Origin of the sequence: Novosphingobium sp. AAP1, assembly GCF_001295765.1 — a bacterium.
In the GTDB taxonomy this organism is placed as follows: Bacteria; Pseudomonadota; Alphaproteobacteria; order Sphingomonadales; family Sphingomonadaceae; genus Novosphingobium; species Novosphingobium capsulatum.
In genome coordinates, this window is the sequence record NZ_LJHO01000004.1 from 300660 (window position 1) to 327154 (window position 26495).

Below are 26495 nucleotides of genomic sequence, written 5' to 3' on the forward strand. Positions count from 1 at the left end.
GACATGCTTGGGGGATGCCACGCGTCTATGCTCGCCTAAGCGAGCATGGTAAACAATTGTTAGGCTAGCTTGCAGTGGCGTGGGAGCGCTGCAATGCAGCGGGTACGGAGCATGTCTTGATCGAATCACATCTACCCCTGGCCCTGGCGATGCTGTTCTTTGCCGGTTCCCACTGGGTACTCTCGCATCCCTTGCGCAAACCCGCCGTCAAGGCGCTGGGGCTGAATGGCTTTCTTGCGGTCTATTCCATCATCGCCTTGGTCGCGCTGATCCTTGTCTTGATCATGCACGATCGCGCGCCCGATGGGCCAATGCTGTGGAACGGCTATGCCGTCCTGCCCTGGCTGGCTGGCTCGCTGCTCAGCTTTACCGCCACGGCGCTGTTGCTGGCTTCATTCTCGCGCAATCCGGCGCTGGCCCCGCGCAACATGAACGGGCTGTCCACCGCGCTGCCCCAGGGCGTGTTCCGCGTGACCCGCCATCCGATGATGTTTGCCATCGCGCTGTGGGGCATTTCGCATCTGATCGTGGCGCCCAGCCTGCGTTCGCTGCTGCTCAACGGCGGCCTGGCATTGATGGCGGTGGGCGGTGCACGCACCCAGGATGCCAAGTTCCAGGCGCTCTATGACAAGGAATGGCGAATCTGGTCGCGCCGCTCGCCGTTCTGGCCCGACCTACGCAACCTGGGCCAGCTCGGCTGGGCCTGGGGCGGGGCGTTGATCCTGTGGGGGCTGATCACGGCGTTGCACTGGCTGCTAGCTGGCATTCCCGCCGGGCCCTGGCGCTTTTTCGAAAGCTGATCGGCTTGCATCGCCGCGGAAATCGGGCAGGTTTCGGGAATGGAACCTGTGACCGTCTCCGCGCCCGCCCAGCAATCTGCCTTGCAGCCCGCCCTTGTGACCGAGCGTCTCGCGCTGTGGCATCCTCACCCGCGCGATCATGCCGGGCTGGTCGATCTGCTTGCCCCTGAGGACGTGCGTCGGCACCTTGGCAACCGCCCCACCAGCGTGACCGAGGAATTCCAGCGCCTGCTGCGCAACGCCGGCTCATGGGCTCTCTATGGCTATGGCATCTTCACCTGCCGCCGCCGCGATGATGATGCCGTGATCGGCATTGCCGGCGTGTTCCATTCCTGGCGCGGCTTTGGCCAGGGGCTGGACGATGTGCCCGAAGCCGGCTGGATATTTGCCCCATCCTGCTGGGGCCAGGGCCTGGCGCGCGAGGCGATGACGGCCGTGCTCGACTGGTTCGATGCCGCGCATGCCACGCCACAGGGCCCGCGCCGCGTGGCCTGCATGATCGATGGGGACAACGCGGCCTCGCTCGCGCTGGCGGCACGCCTGGGCTTTACCCGCTATGCCGAACACGCCGATGGCGCCCGCGACGTGCCGCTGGTGCTGCTGGAGCGGGGTGGGGGCAACGGATAGGCCGCCGCCGCCCCGCATTCAGCGCTTGCGCTGCCAGATCCGCAACAGGCTGCCATCATCCAGGCCCAGGCCGTCGCAGGTCTTGGGCCGATCGGCCTGGTCGGCACAGAGCTGCACTTCCTGCAGCCATCCGCCGGGGCTGGCGCTGATGCGGATCGACTGCGGGGTGAGGCCAGGATTGCGGCTGATGAACGCGCGGCGCAGGTCACCCGCAGTCAGCACGCGGCGGCGGGCCAGGCTGTCCATGTCGGGCAGGTGCAGCGCGGCCATGCGCCGCGCCCCTTGCGCAAAATAAGCCTCTGGCGTGGGGGCCATGCAGGCGCCATGCTTGGCCCATTCGTGGGCGAGCAGGCGGGCCGAGGGCGTCATGCACATGGCGCGGCGCAGGGTTTCGGCGCTGGGCACCGTGGCCGGGCACCACTGCGGCCATTGCCCGGGCAGGCCATCGGCCCACAACCCGTGCAGCACAAAGCCGAAATGACCCAGGCTGCCATCGCACTGCGTGCCGCCCACGGCATCGCCGGTGTGGTTGCGGCAGAACTGCGGCGACCATGACAGCGCCAGCGTCGTGCCGGTCATCGGCCCGGTGCGGCGCGGCCCATCGGGGGCGGGCAGCGGTTCGGGATCGATGCGCGGTGGCAGGCGGCAGGCCGGCGCTTCGGTCGCCAGGGCAGCAACGGGCAGCGCCAGGGCAGCCAGCGGCAGGGCAAGAGCAGCAAGCAGGGGCTTCATCGGCGGTACCTTGGCGTTACAGCGGCGAGAAATCGAGGCCGATATCGGCGGCGGGCGCGCTTTGCGTCAACCGGCCGACCGAAACGTAATCCACCCCCGATGCGGCGATCGCGGCGATCGTGTCGAGCCGCACCCCGCCAGAGGCTTCGGTCGGCACGCGACCGGCGACCAGCGCCACCGCCTGGCGCAGCATGTCTGGCCCCATGTTGTCGAGCAGCAGGCGCGTCGCCCCCGCCGCCAAGGCCGGTTCGATCTGGTCGAGGTGGTCCACCTCGCAAATCACGTCGGCCACGCCGGCGGCCAAGGCACGGCGCACCGCTTCGGCCACGCCGCCGGCCACCAGCACGTGGTTGTCCTTGATCATCGCCGCATCCCACAGGCCCATGCGGTGGTTGTGCCCGCCGCCGGTGCGCACGGCATATTTTTCCAGGTGGCGAAAGCCGGGGATGGTCTTGCGCGTATCGAGCAGGCGCGCCCGCGTCTGCCCCATGGCATCGACATACTGCCGCGTCAGCGTGGCCACCCCAGAAAGGTGCTGCACGGTATTGAGCGCAGAGCGTTCCGCCGTCAGCATGGCGCGGGCGTTGCCGGCGAGGCACATCAGCGCCGTGCCCGGTTCCACGCGGGTGCCTTCGTCCACCAGGATAGTGATATCGACCGATGGATCGAGCGCGCGGAAGAACGCGGCCGCAATCGGCAGTCCGCACACCGTGATGGCATCGCGGCTGTCCATCACCCCGGCAAAGCGCGCCTCGGCCGGGATCACGCTTTCGCTGGTGACATCATGACCACCGCCCGGCAGCCCCAGGCCCAGATCTTCCTCAAGCGTGGCGCGGACAAAGGCGGCGAGGTCGAAACCCGGAATGGCAAAATCGGTCATGGCGCGGCTTTACCGACTGGGCGCGGAGGTGCCAATCGGAATTGGCCGATCGGGCATGCGGGACGTGCCGGGCTGGCGCTTGGCACAGCCCGGCATGGCCGTCAGTGGACGAAGCGGGCCACCACGTCGCGATAGGACCGGCTCACCTTCACCTCGGCACCCGATTCCAGCACCAGGAAGCATTCGCCATTGGTATGCGGGCGCACCTGGCGCACCTGATCGAGGTTGACGATCTTGGAGCGGTGGACACGCTGGAACACCCGCGGGTCGAGCCGGCGTTCCAGATCCTTCATCGTTTCGCGCAGGATCAGCGAATTGTCGCCGGTGTAGATGCACATATAGTCGCCGGCAGCCTCGATGCGCTCGATCGTGTCGACATCGACGCGGAAAATCTGGCCGCGATCCTTGATGTTGATCAGCTTTTCAAAACGGCCTGCGGCCACTTCGCCATCGTCTTCCAGTTCGGGCATGGCGTCGGGCGCCACTTCGGCCAGCACGTTCTTGAGCTTTTCCACTTCCTCCAGCCCGCGCTTTTCGGCCATGCGCGTGCGCGCCCGGTCAAGCGCATCGGCCAGGCGGTCTTCCTCCACCGGCTTGAGCAGGTAGTCCACGGCATTCGCCTCGAACGCCTTGAGCGCGTGTTCGGAATAGGCGGTGACGAAGACGAAGAGCGGCGGATCGATTTCCATCACGCCCTTGACCACGCTGAACCCGTCAAAGCCGGGCATCTGGATATCGAGAAAGACCAGGTCGGGCTTTTCGGTCTTGATCTTGCGGATCGCCTCGCGTCCGTTGGAACAGGTGTCGATCACCTCGACATCGGGGAAGGCCTGGAGACGCAGCTGGAGGCCCTGGATGGCGAGTTTCTCGTCGTCGACGAGGATCGTGCGGATGGTCATTTGCTACCTTTGCCTGGAGCGTCTGCCCTGTTGTGGTTTTTTTGCCCCCGCGTGACAAATGCGACAAGCCCGAAAAGTTCCCGAGGCATGCCCACCTGCGTCGTCATGCCCGTGCCAGCCGGTTGCCCGGTTGGGCGAGCGTGGCGGGCTCCTCCTTCGCTTCGAACGGCAGTTCGATGGTTACGGCAAAGCCACCTTCGGGGCGGTTGCCCACCTCGAAGCGCTGCTGGCTGCCATAGGCCTGCGCCAGGCGATCACGAATGTTGGGCAGGCCTACGCCCGTGGAAACCGGGTATCCCGGCGCGGATGGGCTATCGGCAGAGTCGGTTTGCACACCGAACAGCGTTGATGGATCGGTGCCTGCTGGCAAGCCCGGCCCGGTGTCCGACACGGTGACCCGCAGCATGGGGCCGACGAGTTGCGCCGCGATGGTGATCTGGGCGCCGTCTTCCAGCGCGCTGACCGCATACTTGATGGCGTTCTCCACCAGTGGCTGCAGCAGCAGCGAGGGCATCAGCGCCGACCGCGCAGCGTCATCGATGCGAAACTCGGTCCGCAGCCGCTCTTCAAAGCGCATCAACTCGATATCGAGGTAGAGCTTGAGCGTCTCCACCTCCTGCGCCACCGTCACCCGGCCGGTTGGCTCGTTGATCAGGGTATAGCGCAGGAAGGCAGACAGCCGGGTCAGCATGGCATTGGCCGGCTCGGTCTGCTTCAAGAGCACCAGCGTGGAAATCGAATTGAGCGTGTTGAACAGGAAATGCGGGTTGAGCTGGTAGCGCAGCATGGCCAGCTGGGCCGATGTCGCCTGCGCCTCCAGATATAGCAGCTGGTCGTTCTGCTCTTCCACCTGGATGTAGAAATTGATCGCGTAATAGAGCGCCGACCAAGCCCCCAGCAGCGTGAGGTCGATATAGAACACGCCCAGGAACAGCTGGGCAAAGCCGGCGTCGCTGCCCGGGCGATAGAGGCTGATCACCCAGGCATCGATGAAGGCATAGAGCCCCACGGCCACGGCCAGGACCAGCGCGGTGGCACCCCAGGTGATGATCGGGCGCCGGTTGATCAACGCGCGATAGATCACCGAGAGGATCGACGAGATCGAAAAGCCGGTGATCGAGGCGATCAGCACGATCAGCAGGAACGACCAGGGCTGGGCATTGGCCAGGCTGGACATGGCGCGCAGCAACATGGCGCCGCCCCAGCCAACGAACTGGAGCCGCCAGAAGGCGCGGTTCTTGTTGCCGAAGAACGGCGTGGGGCGAAGCGGCAGCATGGCCATGACCATCGCGTTCTAGCGCCTTGGCGCGCCGGGCGCCATGGGTGCCTTGTCCACAACACCGGCCGGTTGCGGCATTGGCGGGGCGCCATCCTCGCGGCGGAACAGGCGTGGCCAATCGGCCTTGACGCCATGGTGGGTGGCGGCCTGCATCGTCGCGATCTCTGCCGCCATGGTGCGCACGCGGGTGCGCCAGCTGCCATGATCGGGCGAGGCGAAGAACAGGATTTCATAGCGCGGGCCGATGCGCCGCATCCATGCCATGGCGGCGGCCGGATCATAGCCGGCGTTTTGCAGCAGCCACACTGATAGCCGATCGGCCTCGCGCTCGGTCTTGCGGGCGCTGCCGCCGTGTTCCAGCCAGGTCTGGTGATCGAGCACGGCATGGGCCAGTTCGTGCGCGGTCAGCGCGGCGATTTCGGCCTCGTCCCACTTGGCCACTTCGGCCATCGGCCGGCCGATGCGCACCGTGTCGCGGTTGGCGCCGGCATTGCCCTTGCTGTCATCCATCAAAAAGCGCACCTGGCACACTGGCTCGCCGGCAATCGTCAGGCGCTGCCCGCCAGCGAGGCCCAGGGTAACGCGGCCATCGCGCGCGGCATCGCGCTCCAGCGCATCCTGCAGCGCAAACAGCCGGTCCCACTTGCCTTGCCGTGGCACCGGCAGGCTCGATACCGCCAGCGCATCGACACTCTCCACCGTGGCATTGAGCGGCAGGCCCGCGCGCGCCGCCGGGCCATCGCTTGCCATCGCGCCCACGCCAATATCGCCGGCGAGGCCATAGACCTGCCGCGCCAGCGCCGGATCATCGAACGTGCGCACATCCTGCAGCATCACGCCGATGCCCGGCGCCACGCGCGCGCAATAGGGCGCGTTGGCGCGAGCGAGCTTCCAGCCGATGCTCTGCACCGTCACGTCATTGCGCTGGATCTCGTCAACCGGCTGCAGGGGAGCAGGCTTGGCCATAGTGGGTTGGGCCAGCGCGGGCTGTGCCGTGGCGATGGCAAGCAGCAGCGGCACCAGGCCGGCTGCCTGGCGCCACCCGATCATGCGCCTTGCGCCTTGTCGCCGCTGCGCGCGGCGTCGATCGCCTGTTGCAGCCGTTCTTTGCCCACCGCGCCGCTCAGCAACTGGTCACCGGCCACCCAGGCGGGCGTGCCGCTCACGCCCAGCTGGCGCGCGAGCTCGAGATTGCGCTGCAGTTCCTTCATCGTGCCGGGCTGCGCGGCAAAGGCAGTCGCTGCCGTGGTATCGAGCCCGGCCTTGCCGGCGGCTGCGGTGATGCTTTCCGGGCTGGGCCGCTCGCCGCTGAACATCGCCTTGTGGAACTGCGGATATTTGCCCTGCGCGGCGGCAGCCAGGCCCATGCGCGCGGCCGGCACGCTCTGCGCCGAGATGATCGGCAACTCGCGCACCACCACCTTGAGATCGGGATTGGCGGCCACCAGCGCTTCCACGTCAGCCACGCTGCCGCGGCAATAGGTGCAGGCAAAGTCGGTGAATTCCACCAGCGTCACGCGGCCCTGCGGGTTGCCTAGCACGGCCCCGGGAAACGGCGTTTCCAGCGCGCCGCGCAAGGGCGCCACGCGGCTCGATGCCTCGCGCGCTTCCAGCCGGGCGGCGGCATCGCTGAGGATTTCGGGATGATCGAGCAAGGTCTGGCGCACCAGTCCTTCCAGGGCCTTGCGTTCCTTGCCGTCGATGCCGGCATCGGCCAGGGCCTTGGTCAGCTGCGCTTCGTCAAGCTGGGCCGTTTCCGTCTGGGCCACGGCATCACGGTGGCCGCTCGAGGCCACCCACCAGGCGAGGGCGGCAGCCACGGCTGCCACCAGGACCAGCAGAACCACGAACGAACGGCGTTGGGCAGGCGCTGTCATCGGCTTACTTCTTCTTCCTTTGCCGTTCCATCATCGCCTGGGCCGACATGGCAATATCCTGCGCGCGCAGCCAGTCGGGCGTGCCCTTGGGCAGGCCGTCCTCGGCCGCCTGGGCGCTGCGTGCTGCCTCGGGCAACTGCATCTGCATCAACTGCTGCTCGGCACTGGCCAGGCGGGCGCGGGGGGTATCCCCTTCGGCCTCGTAGACCACGCCAAGCTGATACCATGCAAACGGATTTTCGCGGTCCTTGGCCACCGCCGCCTTGAGCACGCGCTCCGCCTCGGCAAAGTTGGCCTTGTCCTCGGTGGCGAGTAGGGCGTGGCCAAACGTGGTGGCGATCAGCGGGTTGTTGCCAGTCAACTGCGTGGCGCGGCGCAGGGGCGGGATGGCATCGGCCGGCTGGCCGGATTCGAGCAGCACCTGGCCCTTGAGCTCCAGCGCATAGGGATCATCGGGCAGTTGCTTGAGCATGGCGTCCACTTCGGCTAGCGCTTTGTCCATCAGCGCTTCCTTGTGATAGGCATAGGCGCGCGCATAGTGGGCCGGGGCATCCTGCAGGTAATCGGGAAAGGCGCGCAGCGTGTCCTGCGGCTCGGCCAGATAGCCATAGAGCTTGGCCTTCACGCGCAGGAAGCGGGCCTGCAACTGCGGGTCCATCGGGGTGTTCCAGGCCGGATCGTGCTCGTAGACATCCTGAAGATAGGTCAGGCGGTCGGCCGTCATCGGGTGGGTGGAATAGAACTCCGCATCGGCATTGCGGGTAAAGCCATAGCGGAATTCCTGATTCTGCAGCTTCTTGAAGAAATCCAGCGACCCGCGCCCGGAAATCCCCGCCTTGGACAGGAACTGCGCGCCGGCGGCATCGGCCTGCGATTCCTGGGCCCGGCTGAACGACAGATAGCTGCCCAGCGCCGCCTGCTGCCCCGCCATGAACACGCCCAGGCCCGCGTCGGCCGAACCGGCGGCAGCGGCGAGGCCACCGAGCAGCAGCGACAGCAGGGTGATGCCCGTGGCCGGCTTTGACCCTGCCGTGCTGATCACGTGGCCGCCGGTGATGTGGCCCAATTCGTGTGCCACCACGCCCTGCACTTCATTGATATTGTCGGCCGCGCCCAGCAGCCCGGAATGGATGTAGACCGCCTGCCCGCCGGCGACGAAGGCGTTGATCGAGCCATCGTTGAGCAGGATGATATCGACATTGCGCGGATCGAGCCCGGCCGCCTTGATCAGCGGGGCCGACATGTCGCGGAACAGGGCCTCCGTTTCCGCGTCGCGCAGCACTTCTTGCGCCATGACCGGTTGCACGGTCAGCGCCATGGCCACGACGGCCGAACACAGCGCAGCCAAGGGTCGGCGCAGACGGGAGGAAATGAGGGCGGGCTTCACGATACCGGTTATTGTGGCGCGGAATGAACCGATGGTGAAGCGCAAACCGTGGTGATGAACGCGGTTACCGCTGCAAGCGGCCGTGCCTCGCGCGCAAAGGGGCGGGCAAAGGCCATGATCATCCGCTCGTGATCGATCCCGTCGAGCACCTGCGCCTGCGTCGGCTGGCCGGCAGCGGTCATCGCGGCGGCCAGGGCCAGGCTGTTGCGCGGGCGCACGCGGGTGTCCTGGGCGCCGTGCAGCAGCAGCAGCAGCGGCGGCGCGCCGGCGCGGGCATGGGTGATCGGCTGGGTTTGCGCCAGGTCGGCGCAATGGCCGAACGTGGCGATCGAGGCGGGATCGTCCAGCGGCAGGAAATCCGCCGGGGTGGAAAGGCCGATCACCCCCGCCAGGGCATCGGCATCAAGTCCTTCGTCGGCCATCCAGCGCTTGTCCAGCGCCAGGGCCAGCGCGTTGTAGGCGCCCGCCGAATGGCCCATCAGCACCACGCGGGCCGGATCGCCGCCCACGCTGCCGATATGGTCGGCTACCCAGCGCAGCGCGCGGGCGCCATCGGCCAGCATGATCGGCCAGCGGCCCTGTGGCAGCAGGCGATACCCCGCCAGCACGACCAGGCAGCCTTGGGGCGCCAGCGCGCCGATCAGGCTGCGCGCCATGAAGCGATAGTCCTGCGGGCGGCCGCTGTCCCAGGCGCCGCCGTGGATGAAGACCACCACCGGCAGGCGCGCATCGGGCGCGGTGCCCGGCGGGGCATAGACTTCCAGGCGCTGCTGCGGATCGGGGCCAAAGCGGGCCTGCGCCTGGCAGGCGATGCCACTGCGGCCGCCGCGCAGCGCCAGGTCTGCGGCGTCGAGCAGGGCCACCGGGTTGCGGGCCAGGGCGCGGCGATAAAGGGCGTGGCCGACAAGGCCAATCGTTGCCCAGCCCAGCAAGCCTGAGCCAACGAACCATCGAGAGAATTTCATCGTTTGTGCAAACTCCCCCACGCCGATGGCGGTTCCCGTCCGATGGCACTGCCCGGGCGGGCCCACAACAGGAAAAGGGCCGCCCGGTTTCCCGAACGGCCCTTCCCATTTTTCCAAGCGGTTGGCGTGGACTTAGAAGTCCATGCCGCCCATGCCGCCCATGCCGCCGGGCATGCCGGCCGGGGCGGGCTTGTCGTCCGGCTTTTCGCTGATCGCCGCTTCGGTGGTGATCAGCAGACCGGCGACCGAAGCCGCGTCCTGCAGCGCCGTGCGCACGACCTTGGTCGGGTCGATCACGCCAGCAGCCTTGAGGTTTTCATAGACGTCGGTCGCAGCGTTGAAGCCGATGCCTTCGTCAGCCTGGTCGAGCAGCTTGCCCGCCACGACGGCGCCATCGCTGCCGGCGTTTTCAGCGATCTGCTTGACCGGGGCGGTGATCGCCTTGCGGACGATGTCGATGCCGCGGGTCTGGTCTTCGTTAGCACCGGTGAGGCCTTCGAGAGCGCGCGTGGCATAGAGCAGAGCCGTGCCACCGCCGGTCACGATGCCTTCTTCCACCGCAGCGCGGGTGGCGTGGAGGGCGTCGTCAACGCGGTCCTTGCGTTCCTTGACTTCGACTTCGGTGGCACCGCCAACCTTGATCACGGCCACGCCGCCAGCCAGCTTGGCCAGGCGTTCCTGCAGCTTTTCGCGGTCATAGTCCGAAGTGGTGACTTCGATCTGCGCGCGGATCTGCTCGACACGGCCCTTGATGTCTTCGGCCGCACCGGCGCCGTCGACGATCGTGGTGTTGTCCTTGTCGATCGTGACCTTCTTGGCCTGGCCCAGCATGCCGAGCGTCACGGTTTCGAGCTTGATGCCCAGGTCTTCCGAGATCATTTCGCCAGCGGTCAGCGTGGCGATGTCGCCCAGCATGGCCTTGCGACGGTCACCGAAGCCCGGCGCCTTGACGGCGGCGATCTTGAGGCCACCGCGCAGCTTGTTGACCACCAAGGTGGCCAGCGCTTCGCCTTCGATGTCTTCGGCGATGATCAGCAGCGGACGGCCCGACTGCACCACGGCTTCCAGGATCGGCAGCAGCGACTGCAGCGACGAGAGCTTCTTCTCGTGGATCAGGATGTAGGGGTTTTCGAGCTCCACCACCATCTTTTCGGGATTGGTGATGAAGTAGGGCGAAAGGTAGCCGCGGTCGAACTGCATGCCTTCGACGACATCGAGTTCGAATTCGAGGCCCTTGGCCTCTTCCACGGTGATCACGCCTTCCTTGCCGACCTTTTCCATGGCTTCGGCGATCTTTTCGCCGACTTCCACGTCACCGTTGGCCGAGATGATGCCGACCTGGGCGATTTCCGACGAACCGGCAACCGGGGTCGAACGCGACTTGAGGTTTTCGACAACCTTGGTCACGGCGATATCGATGCCGCGCTTGAGGTCCATCGGGTTGATGCCGGCGGCAACCGACTTCATGCCTTCGCGCACGATGGCCTGGGCCAGCACGGTGGCGGTGGTGGTGCCGTCACCGGCCTTGTCGTTGGCCTTCGATGCCACTTCGCGCAGCATCTGGGCGCCCATGTTCTCGAACTTGTCCTTGAGTTCGATTTCCTTGGCGACCGAGACACCGTCCTTGGTGATGCGCGGCGCACCAAAGCTCTTGTCGATCACGACGTTGCGGCCCTTGGGGCCGAGCGTCACCTTCACTGCATCGGCGAGGATGTCCACGCCCTTGAGGATGCGTTCGCGTGCGTCACGCGAAAAGCGTACGTCCTTGGCAGCCATGTTCTATTCCTTTGAATTCGGGTTGAAAAGGCAAGGATATCCGGGTGATCAGCCGATCACGCCCAGGATGTCCGATTCCTTCATGATCAGCAGGTCTTCGCCCGACACCTTCACTTCGGTGCCCGACCACTTGCCGAACAGCACGCGATCGCCGACCTTGACGTCGAGCGGGGTGATCGTGCCGTTTTCGGCGCGCGAACCGGTGCCAACGGCAACGATTTCGCCTTCAGCGGGCTTTTCCTTGGCGCTGTCGGGGATGATGATCCCGCCGGCGGTCTTTTCCTCGGCTTCGACGCGGCGCACCAGCACGCGGTCGTGCAGCGGACGGAAAGTCATGGGTTGCTCCCTCTTCCAATCAGAATTGGCTTACGAAATCTGCGCTGGCACTCTCACCTCGAGAGTGCCAGCGGGGCGCATATGGGTGGCGCCGCCCGCCAGCGTCAAGGGGGCAGCTACAGATTCTTTGTTTCGTTTTGGCGTGTCGTGCGTTGCTACGCGCCAGAATCGCCACGGGGCGAATGCGGCCGGCTGATCAGGGCAGCAGGCCCAGCCGATCGCGGCGATGCCAGCGCCAGATCAGTAGCGCCGCCACGCAGACCAGCCCGGCCATCAGGCCCAGCCACACGCCCATCCCACCCAGCCGCGTGAACAGCCCTAGGCCGATCGCGGTAAGCAGGCCCGGCACCCAATAGCCGAACATGGCAATGGTCATCGGCACGCGGGTATCCTGCAGGCCGCGCAGCACCGCGCCGCAGGTGGCCTGCGCGCCATCGAACAGCTGGAATGCGGCGGCCACGATCAGGAATTGCAGGGCATAGCCCACCAGCGCGGCATTGGCCGGATCGCCCACGTCGATGTACAGGCCCAGGATCAGCCGGGGAATGGCGAGCATCACGGCGGCCATGGCCCCCATGAAGCCCACGCTCATCGCCAGGGCGGTCCATCCGGCGCGGGCGATGCCGGCATGGTCGCGCGCGCCATAGGCCAGGCCGACGCGAATCGTCGCGGCCTGACCCAGGCCGAACGGCACCTGGAAGGTCATGCCCGCCAGTTGCATCGCCACGGTATGGGCCGCCAGCTGCACTTCGCCGATGCGCCCGATCAACAGAGCCGCGCCGTTGAACAGTCCGGCTTCGGCCACGATCGTGGCGCAGATCGGCAGGCCGATCTTCCACACATCGGCAAAGCGGCGCCATTCCGCGCGCCACCAGCGGCCGAGCAGGTGATAGCGGTGCAGCCGCCGGTCGAACCGCAGCACCAGGCCATAGGCCGCCAGCATCGCGCTGCTCGTCACCACGCTCGACCAGGCCGAACCCATCAGCCCCAGCGCCGGCATCCCGGCGTGACCATAGACGAAGATCCAGTTGCCAGTGCCATTGACCACCACGGCCAGCGCGGTGATCGCCGTGCCAATGCCGGGGCGGCCCAGCGTGGAAACGACCGTGCGCAGTAGGGAGGAAAGCACCGCCGGCACGCAGGCCAGCGACAGCACGGCCAGGAACGGCACGGCGCGCACCACCACCGCTTCGCTCTGCCCGGTGGCGCGCAGCAGCGGCCCACCCAGCTGGCACAGCGCCATGGCCACCACGGCCGCGAGCACGCCCACCCACGCACCCATGCGCACGGTGCGGCGCACCTCGCGCACTGCATGGCGGCGGCGGCCCAGTTCCGCCGCGATCAATGGAGACGTCGCGCCGACCAGCCCGGTCAGGCTCCAGATCAGCAGGCCAAAGATCGATACCGCCAGCGATGACGCGGCCAGCGCCTCTGCCCCCAGGCGCGCCACGAACAGCACGTCGACGGCGAACACTGCCATCTGCAACAGGTTTGCCCCGACCAGCGGCGCAGCCAGGCGCAGCATCTCGCGCCATTCGGCCGTGGCATGCGGCCCGGCAAGATCGGGAGAGGTAGGCAGAGTGGCGACGGTCATGGCTTGGGCCATAGGGAATGGCCCGCGCCGGGGAAAGGAAAAGGTCAGTGCGTCTTTTGGTCAGGCGCAGCCGTGGTGCCATGCTTCCCGCCGGGCGCGCGAAAAGGATGGCTCAGCGCATGATAGAGCTTTTCCGGGCAGACCTGCGCGCTCACCTGGTCGGCCACCAGCGCGGCGGCAAACAGTGGCAGGATCATTGCGCGGTCGGCGGTCATTTCCATGACGATGATCACGGCGGTCAGCGGCGCGCGCGTCACCCCGGCGAAATAGGCGATCATGCCCAGCATCGCCACGGCGCCCGAATAGTCTGGCGGAAACAGCGTGCTGACCAACTGGCCCAACCCGGCGCCAACCGACAGCGACGGGGCAAAGATGCCGCCCGGCGCGCCGCTCAAGGCCGTGGCCAGCGAGGTGACGAACTTGGCCGGCCCGAACCACAGCGAGGTTTCCGCACCCGACAGCAGCCCACGCGTGGTGCCATAGCCGGTGCCCCAAGCGAGGCCACCGGGGCCAAGGCCTTGGGTGGCAACGCCAACCACCGCGACGATCAGGCCCAGCCCTGCGGCCAGCGCCACGGGGCGGGCGCGCAGCGCGCCGATCCAGCCATGATCGATATTGCCAAAGCCGCTCAGCACGCGGGCAAACACGCCACCGGCCAGGCCGCCGGCCACCCCGCAGCCGAGCGCGGCCACCATCGCCGGCACGATCGGCACGTGCTGGCTCATGGCCCCGAAATAGATGTAATCGCCAGACAATCCCAGGCTGACCAGGCCTGCGGTCATCACCGCCAGCATGACCAGCAGCGCCAGGCGCTGCTCGAAGGCAGAGGCCAATTCCTCGATGGCGAATGCCACCCCGGCCAGGGGGGTGTTGAACGCGGCGGCAACACCGGCTGCGCCACCAGCGATGATCACGCCCGCGCCCACCGGCACGCGCAGGAACTTGTGTACCGCCACCATGATCGCCGCGCTCAACTGCACGGTCGGCCCTTCGCGCCCCACCGAGGCCCCGCCCAGCAGCATGGCCAGCGTGCCGGCCACCTTGGCGAGCGCGGTGCGCATCGACAGCAGCGGCGCCATCACGGGATGATCGGGCGCTTCGGCTGCGGCCATGACCTGGGGAATGCCCGATCCGCGCGCGGCCGGCCAACGCGTGCGCGTGGCCCAGGTGGCGACCACGAAAATCGCCGGGGTCAGCACGATCGGCACGAGCGGATGGGCCGTAACGATCCGGGTGAACAGGCCCTGCACCGCCTCGCCGGCGCGGGCAAACAGGATGGCCGCAATCCCCAGGGCCAGCGCGCCGCCCAGGGCGGCGATGCGCGGTTGCAGGTTTCTGGCGGCGGCCAGCGGCTTGCGGAATTGGCGGGTGGGCATGCGGCAGGGCCTAGCGCGCCCGAACCTGAATTGCGCCTGAAAAATGGCGGCTGGTGAAGGCGGATGAATCCAGAGGTAGCGTGGCAACCGGTATTGGGTGGCTGGTTGCCTTTGTCGCCTTCAACCTCGTCATTCCTGCGAAGGCGGGAATCAAGCAACTGCCGTGTAAGAGCGACTGCCGCCTTGGCGCAGGGTAACAAGCGGGACCCCGGATCAAGTCCGGGGTGACGAAAAATGCATCGATGTTCGCCCCGTTACCGTCACCCCGGGCTTGACCCGGGGTCCCGCTGTGACGGCGAGAGCATCTATCAGTGGGCGCAACGAAAAAAGGGCGAGCCTTGCAGGCCCGCCCTTTCTCCATTTCGTCGGGAAGAACCCGAAGAAGATTACTTGATTTCGACGGTGCCGCCGGCTTCTTCGATCTTCTTCTTGATGTCTTCGGCTTCAGCCTTCGACACGCCTTCCTTGACAGCCTTCGGCGCGCCTTCGACCAGGGCCTTGGCTTCGGTCAGGCCGAGCGAGGTGATCGCGCGGACTTCCTTGATGACCTGGATCTTCTTGCCGCCGTCGCCGGTCAGGATGACGTCGAATTCGGTCTTTTCTTCAGCAGCCGGAGCAGCTTCACCGGCGGGGGCAGCGGCCACGGCCACGGCAGCAGCGGCGCTCACGCCCCATGCTTCTTCAAGAGCCTTGGCGAGGTCAGCAGCTTCGAGAACGGTGAGCTGCGACAGTTCTTCAACGAGCTTGGCGATATCGGCCATGATGTTTCACTCCGTTAATATGTGGCGCCCGGCGTCCGCGGCATGCGGTGCGCACGGGCAAAAGTCGTTTGAACCGGCTCAGGCCGCATCCTTCTCGGCATAGGCGTTGAAGACGCGAGCCAGCTTCGCCGCCGGAGCGGTGGTGAGCTGGGCGATCTTCGTGGCCGGAGCCTGGATGAGACCGATAAGCTTGGCACGCAGTTCATCGAGCGAGGGCATCGTGGCCAGGGCCTTGACACCATCGGGGCTGAGAACCTGCGAACCCATCCCGCCACCGACGATTTCGATCTTGTCGGTGGTCTTGGCGAACTCGACGATCACCTTGGCGGCGGCGACGGGATCAGCCGAGGCAGCGATGGCGGTCGGCCCGGTGAAAAATTCACCAATGCCTTCGTAATCGGTGCCCTGGATGGCAAGCTTGGCAAGACGGTTCTTCGCAACCTTGTAGGTCGCACCGGCCTCACGAATCTTCGTGCGCAGGGCAGTGGACTGGGCCACCGTCATGCCGAGGTTGCGAGTGACGATAACCGCCCCCGAACCGCTCACGAGTTCGTTGAGGAAAGCGACCGATTCGGCTTTTTGCGAACGATCCATGCCTTACTCCTTCACAATGGCTGCCTGGGGCAAAGCCCCCTGCAGCCGGCTACGTTTGTCCCGGGCCGCAAGCGACCTGGGGCGAGTCCGTTCGACAAGGGAAGGAGGTTGCGCGCCGGCCATGGCCAGTGCGGTGGGCGCCACGATCCGAAAACGGAGCGTGCGGCCGTGAAATCTCTTTTCCCCGCCTAGGTCGGAAATTAAGCCTGGGCAAACCCCGGCGCCGACGGTCTCGGACGGATGAGCGGGGACCAGGTCCGCCACTCGGGTGCGGCCCATAGCAGACGCGGGCGCGCAGTCAAGCGGGACTGTCGCGTCAGGCGTGCAGCGTGGCGCTGCTGCCATGGCGCGGCAGGTGCAAGGCGGGCTGGCCAGCCAGGGCGGGTTTGACCACGCAGCAGTTCCGTCCCGCGCTCTTGGCCTGGTACAGCGCCTGGTCGGCGCGGCGCAGCGCGGCATCGAGCATGACTTCGCCCGGCGACATGGCCGAGATGCCAAAGCTGGCGGTGACGGCAAAATCGCGGCCGAGCAGGCGCTGCACGCGCTGGGCAAAATCGCGGCGCACCGTTTCGGCCAGATCTGCCGCCGTGCCAACCGCACCGGTGCCAGCCAGGCCCCCCGCCAAGGCCAGCGCGCCCTGCGGCAGATAGACCACGAATTCCTCGCCGCCAAAGCGCGCGGCAAAGGCCCGTGCCGGCAGATGCGCGTCGATCGCGTTGGCCAGGAGAGCGATCACTTCATCGCCGCGATGATGGCCGAATTGGTCGTTCACGGCCTTGAAGTGATCGATGTCGCAGGCGATCACGGCGGCATGGCTCTTTTCATGCGCGCTGCGCCCGGCCAGCGCCTCGTCAAACCCGCGGCGGTTGAGCAGGCCGGTGAGGGGATCGCAGATCGCCCAGTCGCGATAGCGCATCAGCACGCCGATCATCACCGAGGCGAGCGCCGCCATGGCAAAGGCCACGCCGATCAGCGATCCGGTGATCTGATAGACAAAGGCGTAAGGGCTGGTGGCAAACTCGCCAAGGCCGCCACTCGCCAGCCAGCGAATGGCAGCGGCGCGCAGGCCGGCATCGGCCACCACCACCCAGCTGACCACGATCAGCGCGCGATCCCCGCTGCGCCGCGTGCGCCCGCGCGCCGCCAGCAGCGGCACTGCCATGAGCAGCGCGCAGCCCGCGTCCGATGCGGCCAGGTGCAGGCGCAAGCTGTCGCTCATCACGCCCCAGGCGCTTGCCATTACCGACAGGGCTGCGATTCCCAGGCGGAGCGAGACATGGCTGCGGCGCAGGCCGAAGTGTTCGCCCATCGCCTGGCCGAAACAGAGAAACGCTGCTGCAAACAATCCCGAGGCCAGCACGGCCCGGCCGCCTTCGGGCATCAGGAAGGTGAGCGCCGGCATGGCAAAGCCGGCAGCGCTGGCGAGGAATCCGCCCGCCCACCAGCCCGCGCTGGAGACTCGCCAGCGCCCCGCCAGGACGGCGGCAATGCCGAAGGCAACCTGCATGACCGGCAAGATAAAGGCGAATCGATCGTCCATGAAACTCGCGGCTAGGGCAATAGGCACGAGGCAACAGCGCGCAAACCAGCGCGATGTGCGTCCTGCGGTGCGCCATGCCTATGCGGTCACGGTAAACAGAACGCAAACTTTTGCTCCATCCTGGTAGTGGTTTGTGCGGAGAAACAGGCGCATTTTAGAATTAATTACAATTTCCCGCGCCGTGTCGTCGGGCGCTGCCGGCCGGGAGGGGCATCGCGTCGCCGCATCGGGCTGCTCTTGCCCGGCCGGCCTTTGACTTTGCAGGGCGGTGCTCCTATATGGCGATCCAACACCTGCTGTTTCGAGCAAGGCTTTCCCATGCGCGGGGGAAGGCTCAAGGAAGGAAGCAGCGGGCATCGGTACAACGCGAAGGCTGCGGGCCACGGGCATCCGGGAAGGGTGTGCGGTGCCCCGTGGCCTTGTTTGCGTTTGTGCCGTGCCACCCGCCGCGCATGGCAGATTTCCGCCGGTTTTGGCCGGCTCGTGACAAGCAAAGAGGCATTCACCTCCTATGGCAACCAAGGCTCCAGTCCGCGCCGGTCTGAAGAAGCGCATCCGCAAGATCTTCGGTGACATTCACGAAGTCGTGCAGATGCCGAACCTGATCGAGGTTCAGCGCGAATCGTACGAGCAGTTCCTCCGCTCCGATCCGTCGACCGGCTATGTCTCGGGCCTGGAAAAGACCCTGCGCTCGGTGTTCCCGATCCAGGACTTTGCCGGCACCGCCTCGCTCGATATCAAGGAGCGTGACGGCTATGTGCTCGAAGCGCCCAAGTACGACGTGAACGAATGCCGCCAGCGCGGCATCACTTACGCCGCGCCGATGAAGGTCACGCTCAAGCTCGCCACGTTTGAAGTGGACGCCGAGACCGAGACCAAGAGCCTCATCGATATCAAGGAGCAGGACGTCTACATGGGCGATATCCCGCTCATGACCGACAACGGCACCTTCATCATCAACGGCACCGAGCGCGTGATCGTGTCGCAGATGCACCGTTCGCCGGGCGTGCTGTTCGACCATGACCGTGGCAAGACGCACTCTTCGGGCAAGTACCTGTTTGCCGCGCGCGTCATCCCCTATCGCGGCTCGTGGCTCGATTTCGAATTCGACGCCAAGGACATCGTCAACGTGCGTATCGACCGCAAGCGCAAGCTGCCGGTCACCGCGCTGCTCTATGCCCTGGGCCTCAATGGCGAGCAGATCCTCGACCACTTCTACAACAAGGTTACCTGGGTGCGCGCCGAGGGCGGCTGGAAGGTGCCCTTCGTGCTCGACCAGTGGCGTGGCGCGAAGCCGACGTTCGACATCGTCGATGCCGCTTCGGGCGAAGTGGTGTTTGCCGCTGGCCAGAAGATCAGCCCGCGCGCTGCCAACAAGGCGGCCAAGGACGGCCTGCAGTCGCTGCTGATTCCGACCGAGGAAATCTTTGGCCGCTATGCCGCCAAGGACCTGATCGACGAATCGACCGGCCGCATCTGGATCGAAGCGGGCGATGAAGTCGGCCCCGAAAACCTCGACGTGCTCGACCGCGCCGGGGTGGACCAGCTCGACCTGCTCGACATCGACCACGTCAGCACCGGCCCGTGGATCCGCAACACGATGAAGGCCGACAAGGCCGAAGATCGCGACCACGCGCTGGCCGATATCTATCGCGTCATGCGCCCCGGCGAACCGCCGACGCGCGAAACCGCCGAAGCGCTGTTCGACGGCCTGTTCTTCGATGCTGACCGCTACGACCTCTCGGCCGTGGGCCGCGTGAAGCTCAACATGCGCCTGGGCCTGGATTGCCCGGACACCATCACCACCCTGCGCACCGACGATATCCTCGCCGTGGTCAAGGAACTGGTGAACCTCAAGGACGGCAAGGGCGAAGTCGACGACATCGACAACCTTGGCAACCGTCGCGTGCGTTCGGTGGGCGAGCTGCTGGAAAACCAGTACCGCGTCGGCCTGCTGCGCATGGAACGTGCGGTCAAGGAACGCATGAGCTCGGTCGACGTGTCGACCGTGATGCCCAACGACCTGATCAACGCCAAGCCGGCGGTGGCTGCGGTGCGTGAATTCTTCGGCTCCTCGCAGCTGTCGCAGTTCATGGACCAGACCAACCCGCTGTCGGAAGTGACGCACAAGCGTCGCGTCTCGGCCCTCGGGCCGGGCGGCTTGACGCGTGAGCGCGCCGGCTTCGAAGTGCGCGACGTTCACCCCACGCACTATGGTCGTATCTGCCCGATTGAAACGCCCGAAGGGCCCAACATCGGTCTGATCAACTCGCTCTCGACCTTCGCCCGCGTCAACAAGTACGGCTTCATCGAAACGCCGTACCGCAAGGTGCTCGACGGCAAGGTCTCGTCCGAAGTGGTCTATCTCTCGGCCATGGAAGAGCAGAAGCACACGGTGGCGCAGGCTTCGGCCGAAACCACGGCCGATGGCTCGTTCGTGGAAGAACTGGTCTCGGCCCGGCAGAACGGCGAATTCGTCATGGCGCCGCGCGAAACCGTGACGCTGATGGACGTCAGCCCCAAGCAGCTCGTCTCGGTGGCCGCCTCGCTCATTCCGTTCCTGGAAAACGACGACGCCAACCGCGCGCTGATGGGCTCGAACATGCAGCGCCAGGCGGTGCCGCTGGTCAAGGCCGATGCGCCGTTCGTGGGCACCGGCATGGAAGGCACCGTGGCGCGCGATTCGGGCGCCGCGATTGCCGCGCTGCGCGGCGGCATTGTCGACCAGGTGGACGCGACCCGTATCGTGATCCGCGTGACCGGCGACGTTGAACCGGGCAAGTCGGGCGTGGACATCTACACCCTGCAGAAGTTCGAACGCTCCAACCAGTCCACCTGCATCAACCAGCGCCCGCTGGTGAGCGTGGGCGATATCGTCGAAAAGGGCGATATCCTGGCTGACGGTCCTTCGACCGAGTTCGGCGAGCTGGCGCTGGGCCGTAACGTGCTCGTCGCGTTCATGCCCTGGAACGGCTACAACTACGAAGACTCGATCCTGATCAGCGAGCGCATCGTCAAGGAAGACGTCTTCACCTCGATCCACATCGAGGAATTCGAAGTCATGGCCCGCGACACCAAGCTCGGGCCCGAAGACATCACCCGCGACATCCCCAACGTGGGCGAGGAAGCGCTGCGCAACCTCGACGAAGCGGGCATCGTCTATGTGGGCGCCGAAGTGCACCCCGGTGACATCCTCGTCGGCAAGATCACGCCCAAGGGCGAATCCCCGATGACGCCGGAAGAAAAGCTGCTGCGCGCGATCTTCGGTGAAAAGGCGTCGGACGTGCGCGATACCTCGCTGCGCCTGCCGCCGGGCGTTTCGGGCACGATCGTGGACGTGCGCACGTTCAACCGCCACGGCATCGAGATCGACGACCGTACCCGCGCCATCCAGAACGAGGAAATCGAACGCCTCGCCAAGGACCGCGAAGACGAACGCGCCATTCTCAACCGTGCCACCTTCAACCGCCTGAAGGACATGCTGCTGGGCCAGGTGGCCACGGCCGCGCCCAAGGGCATCAAGAAGGGTGTCGACATCGACGAGCAGCTGCTGGCCGATGTGGAACGTCACGAATGGTGGAAGTTCGCCGTGGCCGACGATGCGCGCCAGCAGCAGCTGGAAGCGACCAAGGGCCAGTACGACACGGCGATCAAGGCGATCCAGGAGAAGTTCGAGGACCGCAAGGAAAAGCTGGAGCGCGGTGACGAACTGGCGCCGGGCGTGCTCAAGATGGTCAAGGTCTTCGTCGCGGTGAAGCGCAAGCTGCAGCCGGGCGACAAGATGGCCGGCCGTCACGGCAACAAGGGCATCATCAGCCGCATCCTGCCGCAGGAAGACATGCCCTTCCTGGAAGACGGCACCCCGGTCGATTTCGTGCTCAACCCGCTGGGCGTGCCCTCGCGCATGAACGTCGGGCAGATCTTCGAAACCCACCTGGGCTGGGCCGCACGCGGCCTGGGCCACAAGATCGGGGCGGCGCTCGACGCCTGGCGCGAAGCCAATCCCGATCCGCAGGCGGGCGAGCCGCCCGAAGCGGTGCGCGAACTGCTGGTCGATATCTATGGCGACAACTACGCCGAAGAGATCAAGGCCCGCAGCGATGCCGAAATCGTCGAGCTGGCCCAGAACGTGCGCCAAGGCGTGCCGATGGGTTCGCCGGTGTTCGACGGCGCGGTGGAAGCCGATGTGACCGCCATGCTGCGCAAGGCCGGGCTCGATGAATCGGGCCAGGTCACGCTGTTCGACGGTCGCACCGGCGAGGCGTTCGACCGCAAGGTCACCGTTGGCTGCAAGTACGTGCTCAAGCTGCACCACCTGGTGGACGACAAGATCCACGCCCGTTCGATCGGCCCCTACAGCCTCGTCACCCAGCAGCCGCTGGGCGGTAAGGCCCAGTTCGGTGGTCAGCGCTTCGGGGAAATGGAGGTCTGGGCGCTCCAGGCCTATGGCGCGGCCTACACGCTGCAGGAAATGCTCACGGTCAAGTCCGACGACGTTGTCGGCCGTACCAAGGTCTATGAAGCGATCGTCAAGGGTGACGACACCTTCGAGGCCGGCATTCCCGAAAGCTTCAACGTGCTGGTCAAGGAAATGCGCAGCCTGGGTCTCAACGTCGAACTCTCGTCGATCGACGAGACCGAAGACGACGATGGCCTGGCCGAGGCAGCCGAATAAGCCGGTCGTGGTGCGGCGGCGGACATGCTCCGCCGCCGCCCTGGCCTGCCGCATGCACAGAGTTTCCCTCCCAGTGAGGATCACGCAATGAACGATCTGACGAAATTCACCAACCAGCTGCCCAAGCCCGAAACCTTCGACCAGATCCAGATCGGTCTGGCGTCGCCCGAGCGCATCCGCAGCTGGTCCTTCGGCGAAATCAAGAAGCCGGAAACCATCAACTACCGCACGTTCAAGCCCGAACGTGACGGCCTGTTCTGCGCCCGCATCTTCGGTCCCGTGAAGGACTACGAGTGCCTGTGCGGCAAGTACAAGCGCATGAAGTACAAGGGCGTCGTCTGCGAAAAGTGCGGCGTCGAAGTGACCGTGACCAAGGTGCGCCGCGAGCGCATGGGCCACATCGAACTGGCCGCGCCGGTTGCGCACATCTGGTTCTTGAAGTCGCTGCCCTCGCGCATCGGCCTGCTGCTCGACATGCAGCTCAAGCAGCTCGAACGCATCCTCTACTTCGAAAGCTACGTGGTCATCGAGCCGGGCATCACCCCGCTTGAACGCTACCAGCTGCTGACCGAAGACGAACTGCTCGACGCGCAGGACGAATATGGCGAAGACGCCTTTTCGGCCGGCATCGGCGCCGAGGCGGTCAAGCACATGCTCATGGACCTCGACATGGTCCAGGAGCGCGAAGACCTGCTCAAGGAGCTGTCCGAGACCAAGTCGGAACTCAAGCCCAAGAAGATCATCAAGCGCCTCAAGGTGGTGGAATCGTTCATCGATTCCGGCAACCGCCCGGAATGGATGATCCTCGACGTGGTGCCGGTCATTCCGCCCGAACTGCGCCCGCTGGTGCCGCTCGACGGCGGCCGCTTCGCCACCTCGGACTTGAACGACCTCTATCGTCGCGTCATCAACCGCAACAACCGCCTGAAGCGTCTGATCGAGCTGCGCGCGCCCGACATCATTGTGCGCAACGAAAAGCGCATGCTGCAGGAAGCGGTCGACGCGCTGTTCGACAACGGCCGCCGTGGCCGCGTGATCACCGGCGCCAACAAGCGTCCGCTCAAGTCGCTGTCCGACATGCTCAAGGGCAAGCAGGGCCGCTTCCGTCAGAACCTGCTCGGCAAGCGCGTCGACTATTCGGGCCGTTCGGTCATCGTGACCGGCCCGGAACTCAAGCTGCACCAGTGCGGCCTGCCCAAGAAGATGGCGCTCGAGCTGTTCAAGCCGTTCATCTATGCGCGGCTTGACGCCAAGGGTCTGTCGATGACCCTGAAGCAGGCCAAGAAGTGGGTGGAAAAGGAACGCAAGGAAGTCTGGGACATCCTGGACGAAGTGATCCGCGAACACCCGGTCATGCTCAACCGTGCGCCTACGCTGCACCGTCTGGGCATCCAGGCGTTCGAACCCGTGCTGATCGAAGGCAAGGCGATCCAGCTGCACCCGCTCGTCTGCTCGGCCTTCAACGCCGACTTCGACGGTGACCAGATGGCCGTCCACGTGCCGCTTTCGCTGGAAGCCCAGCTCGAAGCGCGCGTGCTGATGATGTCGACCAACAACATCCTCTCGCCCGCCAACGGCAAGCCGATCATCGTGCCTTCGCAGGACATGGTGCTGGGCCTCTATTACCTGTCGATGGACCGCAAGGGCGAGCCGGGCGAAGGCATGCTGCTGGCCGACATGGCCGAAGTGCACCAGGCGCTGTTTGCCGGCGCGGTCACCATGCACACCAAGATCGTGGCGCGCGTGCCGCAGACCGACGAGAACGGGAAGTCCTATCTCAAGCGGTATGAAACCACGCCCGGTCGCATGCTGATCGGCGAGTGCCTGCCCAAGAGCCACACGGTGCCCTTCGAGCTGGTCAACCGCCTGCTGACGAAGAAGGAAATCGCCGACGTCATCGACCAGGTCTATCGCCACACCGGCCAGAAGGAGACTGTCCTTTTCGCCGACGCGATCATGAGCCTGGGCTTCCGCAACGCGTTCAAGGCGGGCATCTCGTTCGGCAAGGACGACATGATCATCCCGGCGACCAAGGACGCCTTCGTGGCCGAGACGAAGGAACTCGTCGCTGACTACGAACAGCAGTACCAGGACGGCCTGATCACCCAGCAGGAAAAGTACAACAAGGTGATCGACGCCTGGAGCCGTTGCGGCGACCAGGTGGCCAACGCCATGATGGACGAGATCCGCGCCACGCCGAGCGACGAGCACGGCCGTGAAAAGCCGATCAACTCGATCTACATGATGAGCCACTCGGGCGCGCGTGGTTCGCCAACCCAGATGAAGCAGCTGGCCGGGATGCGCGGTCTGATGGCCAAGCCTTCGGGCGAAATCATCGAAACGCCGATCATCTCGAACTTCAAGGAAGGCCTGACCGTCCTTGAATACTTCAACTCGACCCACGGCGCTCGTAAGGGCCTGGCCGATACCGCGCTCAAGACGGCGAACTCGGGTTACCTGACCCGCCGTCTGGTCGACGTGTCGCAGGACTGCGTGGTGACGGTGAACGACTGCGGGACCGAGCGGGCGCTGGAAATGCGCGCGATCGTTCAGGGCGGCGCCACCATCGCCTCGCTGGGCGAACGCATCCTCGGCCGTACCCTGGCCGAAGACATGATCGAGGCGAAGACCGGCAACGTGATCTGCGAAAAGGGCACGCTGCTTGACGAAGCCGCGATCGCCCGGATCGAAGCGGCTGGTGTCCAGTCGGCGCGCATCCGCTCGCCGCTGATCTGCGAAGCGCCCCAGGGCGTGTGCGGCACCTGCTATGGCCGTGACCTTGCCCGCGGTACGCCGGTGAACATCGGTGAAGCGGTTGGCGTCATCGCCGCCCAGTCGATCGGTGAGCCCGGCACGCAGCTGACCATGCGTACGTTCCACATCGGTGGCGCTGCGCAGGTCAACGAACAGTCGCACCTCGAATCGATCTGCGACGGTACCGTGCACTATCGCGACATCCCGACGATCACCGACAGCCGCAACCGCCGCCTGTCGCTCGCCCGCAACGGCGAAATCGTGATCATGGACACCGATGGTCGCGAACGCGCCATGCACCGCGTGCCCTATGGTACCCACCTGCTGCACGAAAACGGTGCGACGGTGGCCCAGGGCCAGCGCCTGGCCGAGTGGGACCCGTTCACCCTGCCGGTGATCACGGAAAAGCCCGGTATCGTGCGCTATCAGGACCTGATCGACGGCCGCACCCTGACGGAACAGGTCGACGAAGCGACGGGTATCGCCCAGCGCGTCGTCACCGAAAACCGTGCCGGTGGCCGCGCCAAGAAGGAAGACCTGCGTCCGCGCCTGACCCTGCTCGACGACGCCTCGGGTGAAACCGCGCGCTACATGATGGCGCCGGGCACCACCCTGTCGGTGGAAGACGGCCAGGAAGTCCAGGCCGGTGACGTGCTGGCCCGCGCCAGCCGCGAAGCCGCCAAGACCCGCGACATCACGGGCGGTCTGCCGCGCGTGGCCGAGCTGTTCGAAGCGCGCAAGCCCAAGGACAACGCGATCATCGCCAAGATCTCGGGCCGCATCGAGTTCATCCGCGACTATAAGGCGAAGCGGAAGATCGCGATCATCCCGGAAGAAGGCGAACCGGTCGAGTACCTGATCCCCAAGTCCAAGGTGATCGACGTCCAGGAAGGCGACTACGTCAAGAAGGGCGACAACCTGATCTCGGGCTCGCCCGATCCGCACGACATTCTCGAGGTTCTCGGTGTTGAGGCCCTGGCGGAATACCTCGTCGCGGAAATCCAGGAAGTCTATCGCTTGCAGGGCGTGAAGATCAACGACAAGCACATCGAGGTGATCGTTCGCCAGATGCTGCAGAAGGTGGAAATCACCGATGGCGGTGACACCACCCTGCTGCCGGGCGAGCAGGTTGACCTTGAGGAAATGAACGAAACCAACGCCAAGATGCCGGGGGGCTCGCGCCTCGCGGAAGGCAAGCCGGTGCTGCTCGGCATCACCAAGGCTTCGCTGCAGACGCGTTCGTTCATCTCTGCCGCGTCGTTCCAGGAAACCACCCGCGTGCTCACGCAGGCGGCGGTCGAAGGAAAGCGCGACAGCCTGATCGGCCTCAAGGAAAACGTCATCGTCGGCCGTCTCATCCCCGCCGGCACCGGCGCGGGCATGAACCGCATGCGCGTGGCGGCCAACAGCCGCGACGCCGCCCTTCGCGCCGCCAACCGTCGCCTTCAGGAAGCCCTGATCGCGCCGCGCACCGCCGCTGAAGAGCATGCCGCCGAACTGGCCCAGGGCCCCGAAGCCGCGATTGGTGACGATCCGCTCGCTTCGGTCGAAGGGGAAACCCACGGCACCGACGCCGATGCGGCCGATTACCTGATCAAGGGCGACGAGGACTGATCCTCGCCGCGCTGCGGTCAACGCAAACA

At 65.8% G+C, this 26495-nt stretch carries 19 protein-coding genes; 4 read left to right on the forward strand and 15 right to left on the reverse strand.

The genetic code is table 11. The features are described from left to right. Positions 1–116 precede the first annotated feature (116 nt). A complete protein-coding gene (locus tag IP65_RS11090) occupies positions 117–800 on the forward strand; it encodes an NnrU family protein (RefSeq protein ID WP_231627658.1) in 684 nt (227 codons plus the stop codon). 96 nt (positions 801–896) lie between these two features. Then, positions 897–1427 (forward strand): GNAT family N-acetyltransferase, encoded by a 531-nt coding sequence (locus IP65_RS11095; protein WP_231627659.1) that lies wholly within the window; start codon positions 897–899, stop codon positions 1425–1427. An 18-nt stretch (positions 1428–1445) separates the two neighbouring features. Here IP65_RS11095 and IP65_RS11100 read toward each other — a convergent pair whose 3' ends face one another. The 15 genes from IP65_RS11100 to IP65_RS11170 form a co-directional block, all read right to left on the reverse strand. After that, positions 1446–2159 carry a hypothetical protein gene (locus IP65_RS11100; RefSeq protein WP_054131752.1) on the reverse strand — a complete coding sequence of 238 codons (714 nt, stop codon included), beginning with the start codon at positions 2157–2159 and terminating at the stop codon, positions 1446–1448. A 16-nt stretch (positions 2160–2175) separates the two neighbouring features. Then, positions 2176–3039, reverse strand: a complete 864-nt coding sequence (gene nadC, locus IP65_RS11105; protein ID WP_054131753.1) for a carboxylating nicotinate-nucleotide diphosphorylase — start codon at positions 3037–3039, stop codon at positions 2176–2178. A 101-nt stretch (positions 3040–3140) separates the two neighbouring features. Beyond that, positions 3141–3938 carry a LytTR family DNA-binding domain-containing protein gene (locus IP65_RS11110; protein ID WP_054131754.1) on the reverse strand — a complete coding sequence of 266 codons (798 nt, stop codon included), beginning with the start codon at positions 3936–3938 and terminating at the stop codon, positions 3141–3143. Between the two features lie 103 nt (positions 3939–4041). Then, positions 4042–5220 (reverse strand): sensor histidine kinase, encoded by a 1179-nt coding sequence (locus IP65_RS11115; RefSeq protein WP_043609233.1) that lies wholly within the window; start codon positions 5218–5220, stop codon positions 4042–4044. 12 nt (positions 5221–5232) lie between these two features. Continuing rightward, positions 5233–6267, reverse strand: coding sequence for a hypothetical protein (locus tag IP65_RS11120; protein ID WP_054131755.1), 1035 nt, complete (start codon positions 6265–6267; stop codon positions 5233–5235). Next, positions 6264–7094, reverse strand: coding sequence for a DsbA family protein (locus IP65_RS11125; protein ID WP_082350089.1), 831 nt, complete (start codon positions 7092–7094; stop codon positions 6264–6266). The genes IP65_RS11120 and IP65_RS11125 overlap by 4 nt, the downstream gene beginning before the upstream one ends. 4 nt (positions 7095–7098) lie before the next feature. Beyond that, entirely contained in the window at positions 7099–8412 is a 1314-nt protein-coding gene (locus IP65_RS11130) for a M48 family metalloprotease (protein ID WP_051146346.1), read from the reverse strand. A 77-nt stretch (positions 8413–8489) separates the two neighbouring features. Next, on the reverse strand, positions 8490–9446 hold the full coding sequence (locus IP65_RS11135; RefSeq protein ID WP_156306537.1) for an alpha/beta hydrolase: 957 nt from the start codon (positions 9444–9446) through the stop codon (positions 8490–8492). Between the two features lie 132 nt (positions 9447–9578). Further along, on the reverse strand, positions 9579–11222 hold the full coding sequence (gene groL / locus IP65_RS11140) for a chaperonin GroEL (protein WP_054131757.1): 1644 nt from the start codon (positions 11220–11222) through the stop codon (positions 9579–9581). Between the two features lie 48 nt (positions 11223–11270). Beyond that, the gene (groES, locus tag IP65_RS11145; protein WP_022676485.1) at positions 11271–11558 is read right to left on the reverse strand and encodes a co-chaperone GroES; all 288 of its coding nucleotides are present in this window, start codon (positions 11556–11558) and stop codon (positions 11271–11273) included. 196 nt (positions 11559–11754) lie between these two features. Further along, positions 11755–13152 (reverse strand): MATE family efflux transporter, encoded by a 1398-nt coding sequence (locus IP65_RS11150; protein WP_054131869.1) that lies wholly within the window; start codon positions 13150–13152, stop codon positions 11755–11757. Between the two features lie 44 nt (positions 13153–13196). Next, entirely contained in the window at positions 13197–14528 is a 1332-nt protein-coding gene (locus IP65_RS11155; protein WP_054131758.1) for a chloride channel protein, read from the reverse strand. Between the two features lie 386 nt (positions 14529–14914). After that, complete coding sequence (gene rplL, locus IP65_RS11160; RefSeq protein ID WP_022676488.1) at positions 14915–15289, reverse strand: 50S ribosomal protein L7/L12; 375 nt, start codon at positions 15287–15289, stop codon at positions 14915–14917. Positions 15290–15367: 78 nt separating this feature from the next. Further along, positions 15368–15883 (reverse strand): 50S ribosomal protein L10, encoded by a 516-nt coding sequence (gene rplJ, locus IP65_RS11165; RefSeq protein WP_022676489.1) that lies wholly within the window; start codon positions 15881–15883, stop codon positions 15368–15370. A gap of 316 nt (positions 15884–16199) precedes the next feature. Beyond that, positions 16200–17423 (reverse strand): diguanylate cyclase, encoded by a 1224-nt coding sequence (locus IP65_RS11170; RefSeq protein WP_054131759.1) that lies wholly within the window; start codon positions 17421–17423, stop codon positions 16200–16202. 511 nt (positions 17424–17934) lie between these two features. Between IP65_RS11170 and rpoB the strand changes: the two genes are divergently transcribed. Both rpoB and rpoC read left to right on the forward strand, forming a co-directional pair. Then, positions 17935–22098 (forward strand): DNA-directed RNA polymerase subunit beta, encoded by a 4164-nt coding sequence (rpoB, locus tag IP65_RS11175; protein WP_022676491.1) that lies wholly within the window; start codon positions 17935–17937, stop codon positions 22096–22098. Between the two features lie 87 nt (positions 22099–22185). After that, a complete protein-coding gene (rpoC, locus tag IP65_RS11180; protein ID WP_022676492.1) occupies positions 22186–26466 on the forward strand; it encodes a DNA-directed RNA polymerase subunit beta' in 4281 nt (1426 codons plus the stop codon). The last annotated feature ends 29 nt before the right edge of the window (positions 26467–26495 follow it).

Excerpts from the sequence above, each read along its gene's own strand:
- IP65_RS11130 (WP_051146346.1), bottom strand. The coding sequence starts at position 8,412 with ATGGCGCTGACCGTGCAACCGGTCATGGCGCAAGAAGTGCTGCGCGAC.
- nadC (WP_054131753.1), bottom strand. The coding sequence starts at position 3,039 with ATGACCGATTTTGCCATTCCGGGTTTCGACCTCGCCGCCTTTGTCCGC.
- rpoB (WP_022676491.1), top strand. The coding sequence starts at position 17,935 with ATGGCAACCAAGGCTCCAGTCCGCGCCGGTCTGAAGAAGCGCATCCGC.
- IP65_RS11170 (WP_054131759.1), bottom strand. The coding sequence starts at position 17,423 with ATGGACGATCGATTCGCCTTTATCTTGCCGGTCATGCAGGTTGCCTTC.
- rpoC (WP_022676492.1), top strand. The coding sequence starts at position 22,186 with ATGAACGATCTGACGAAATTCACCAACCAGCTGCCCAAGCCCGAAACC.
- rplJ (WP_022676489.1), bottom strand. The coding sequence starts at position 15,883 with ATGGATCGTTCGCAAAAAGCCGAATCGGTCGCTTTCCTCAACGAACTC.
- groL (WP_054131757.1), bottom strand. The coding sequence starts at position 11,222 with ATGGCTGCCAAGGACGTACGCTTTTCGCGTGACGCACGCGAACGCATC.
- IP65_RS11110 (WP_054131754.1), bottom strand. The coding sequence starts at position 3,938 with ATGACCATCCGCACGATCCTCGTCGACGACGAGAAACTCGCCATCCAG.
- IP65_RS11100 (WP_054131752.1), bottom strand. The coding sequence starts at position 2,159 with ATGAAGCCCCTGCTTGCTGCTCTTGCCCTGCCGCTGGCTGCCCTGGCG.
- groES (WP_022676485.1), bottom strand. The coding sequence starts at position 11,558 with ATGACTTTCCGTCCGCTGCACGACCGCGTGCTGGTGCGCCGCGTCGAA.
- IP65_RS11155 (WP_054131758.1), bottom strand. The coding sequence starts at position 14,528 with ATGCCCACCCGCCAATTCCGCAAGCCGCTGGCCGCCGCCAGAAACCTG.
- rplL (WP_022676488.1), bottom strand. The coding sequence starts at position 15,289 with ATGGCCGATATCGCCAAGCTCGTTGAAGAACTGTCGCAGCTCACCGTT.
- IP65_RS11135 (WP_156306537.1), bottom strand. The coding sequence starts at position 9,446 with ATGAAATTCTCTCGATGGTTCGTTGGCTCAGGCTTGCTGGGCTGGGCA.
- IP65_RS11150 (WP_054131869.1), bottom strand. The coding sequence starts at position 13,152 with ATGACCGTCGCCACTCTGCCTACCTCTCCCGATCTTGCCGGGCCGCAT.
- IP65_RS11120 (WP_054131755.1), bottom strand. The coding sequence starts at position 6,267 with ATGATCGGGTGGCGCCAGGCAGCCGGCCTGGTGCCGCTGCTGCTTGCC.
- IP65_RS11125 (WP_082350089.1), bottom strand. The coding sequence starts at position 7,094 with ATGACAGCGCCTGCCCAACGCCGTTCGTTCGTGGTTCTGCTGGTCCTG.
- IP65_RS11115 (WP_043609233.1), bottom strand. The coding sequence starts at position 5,220 with ATGGCCATGCTGCCGCTTCGCCCCACGCCGTTCTTCGGCAACAAGAAC.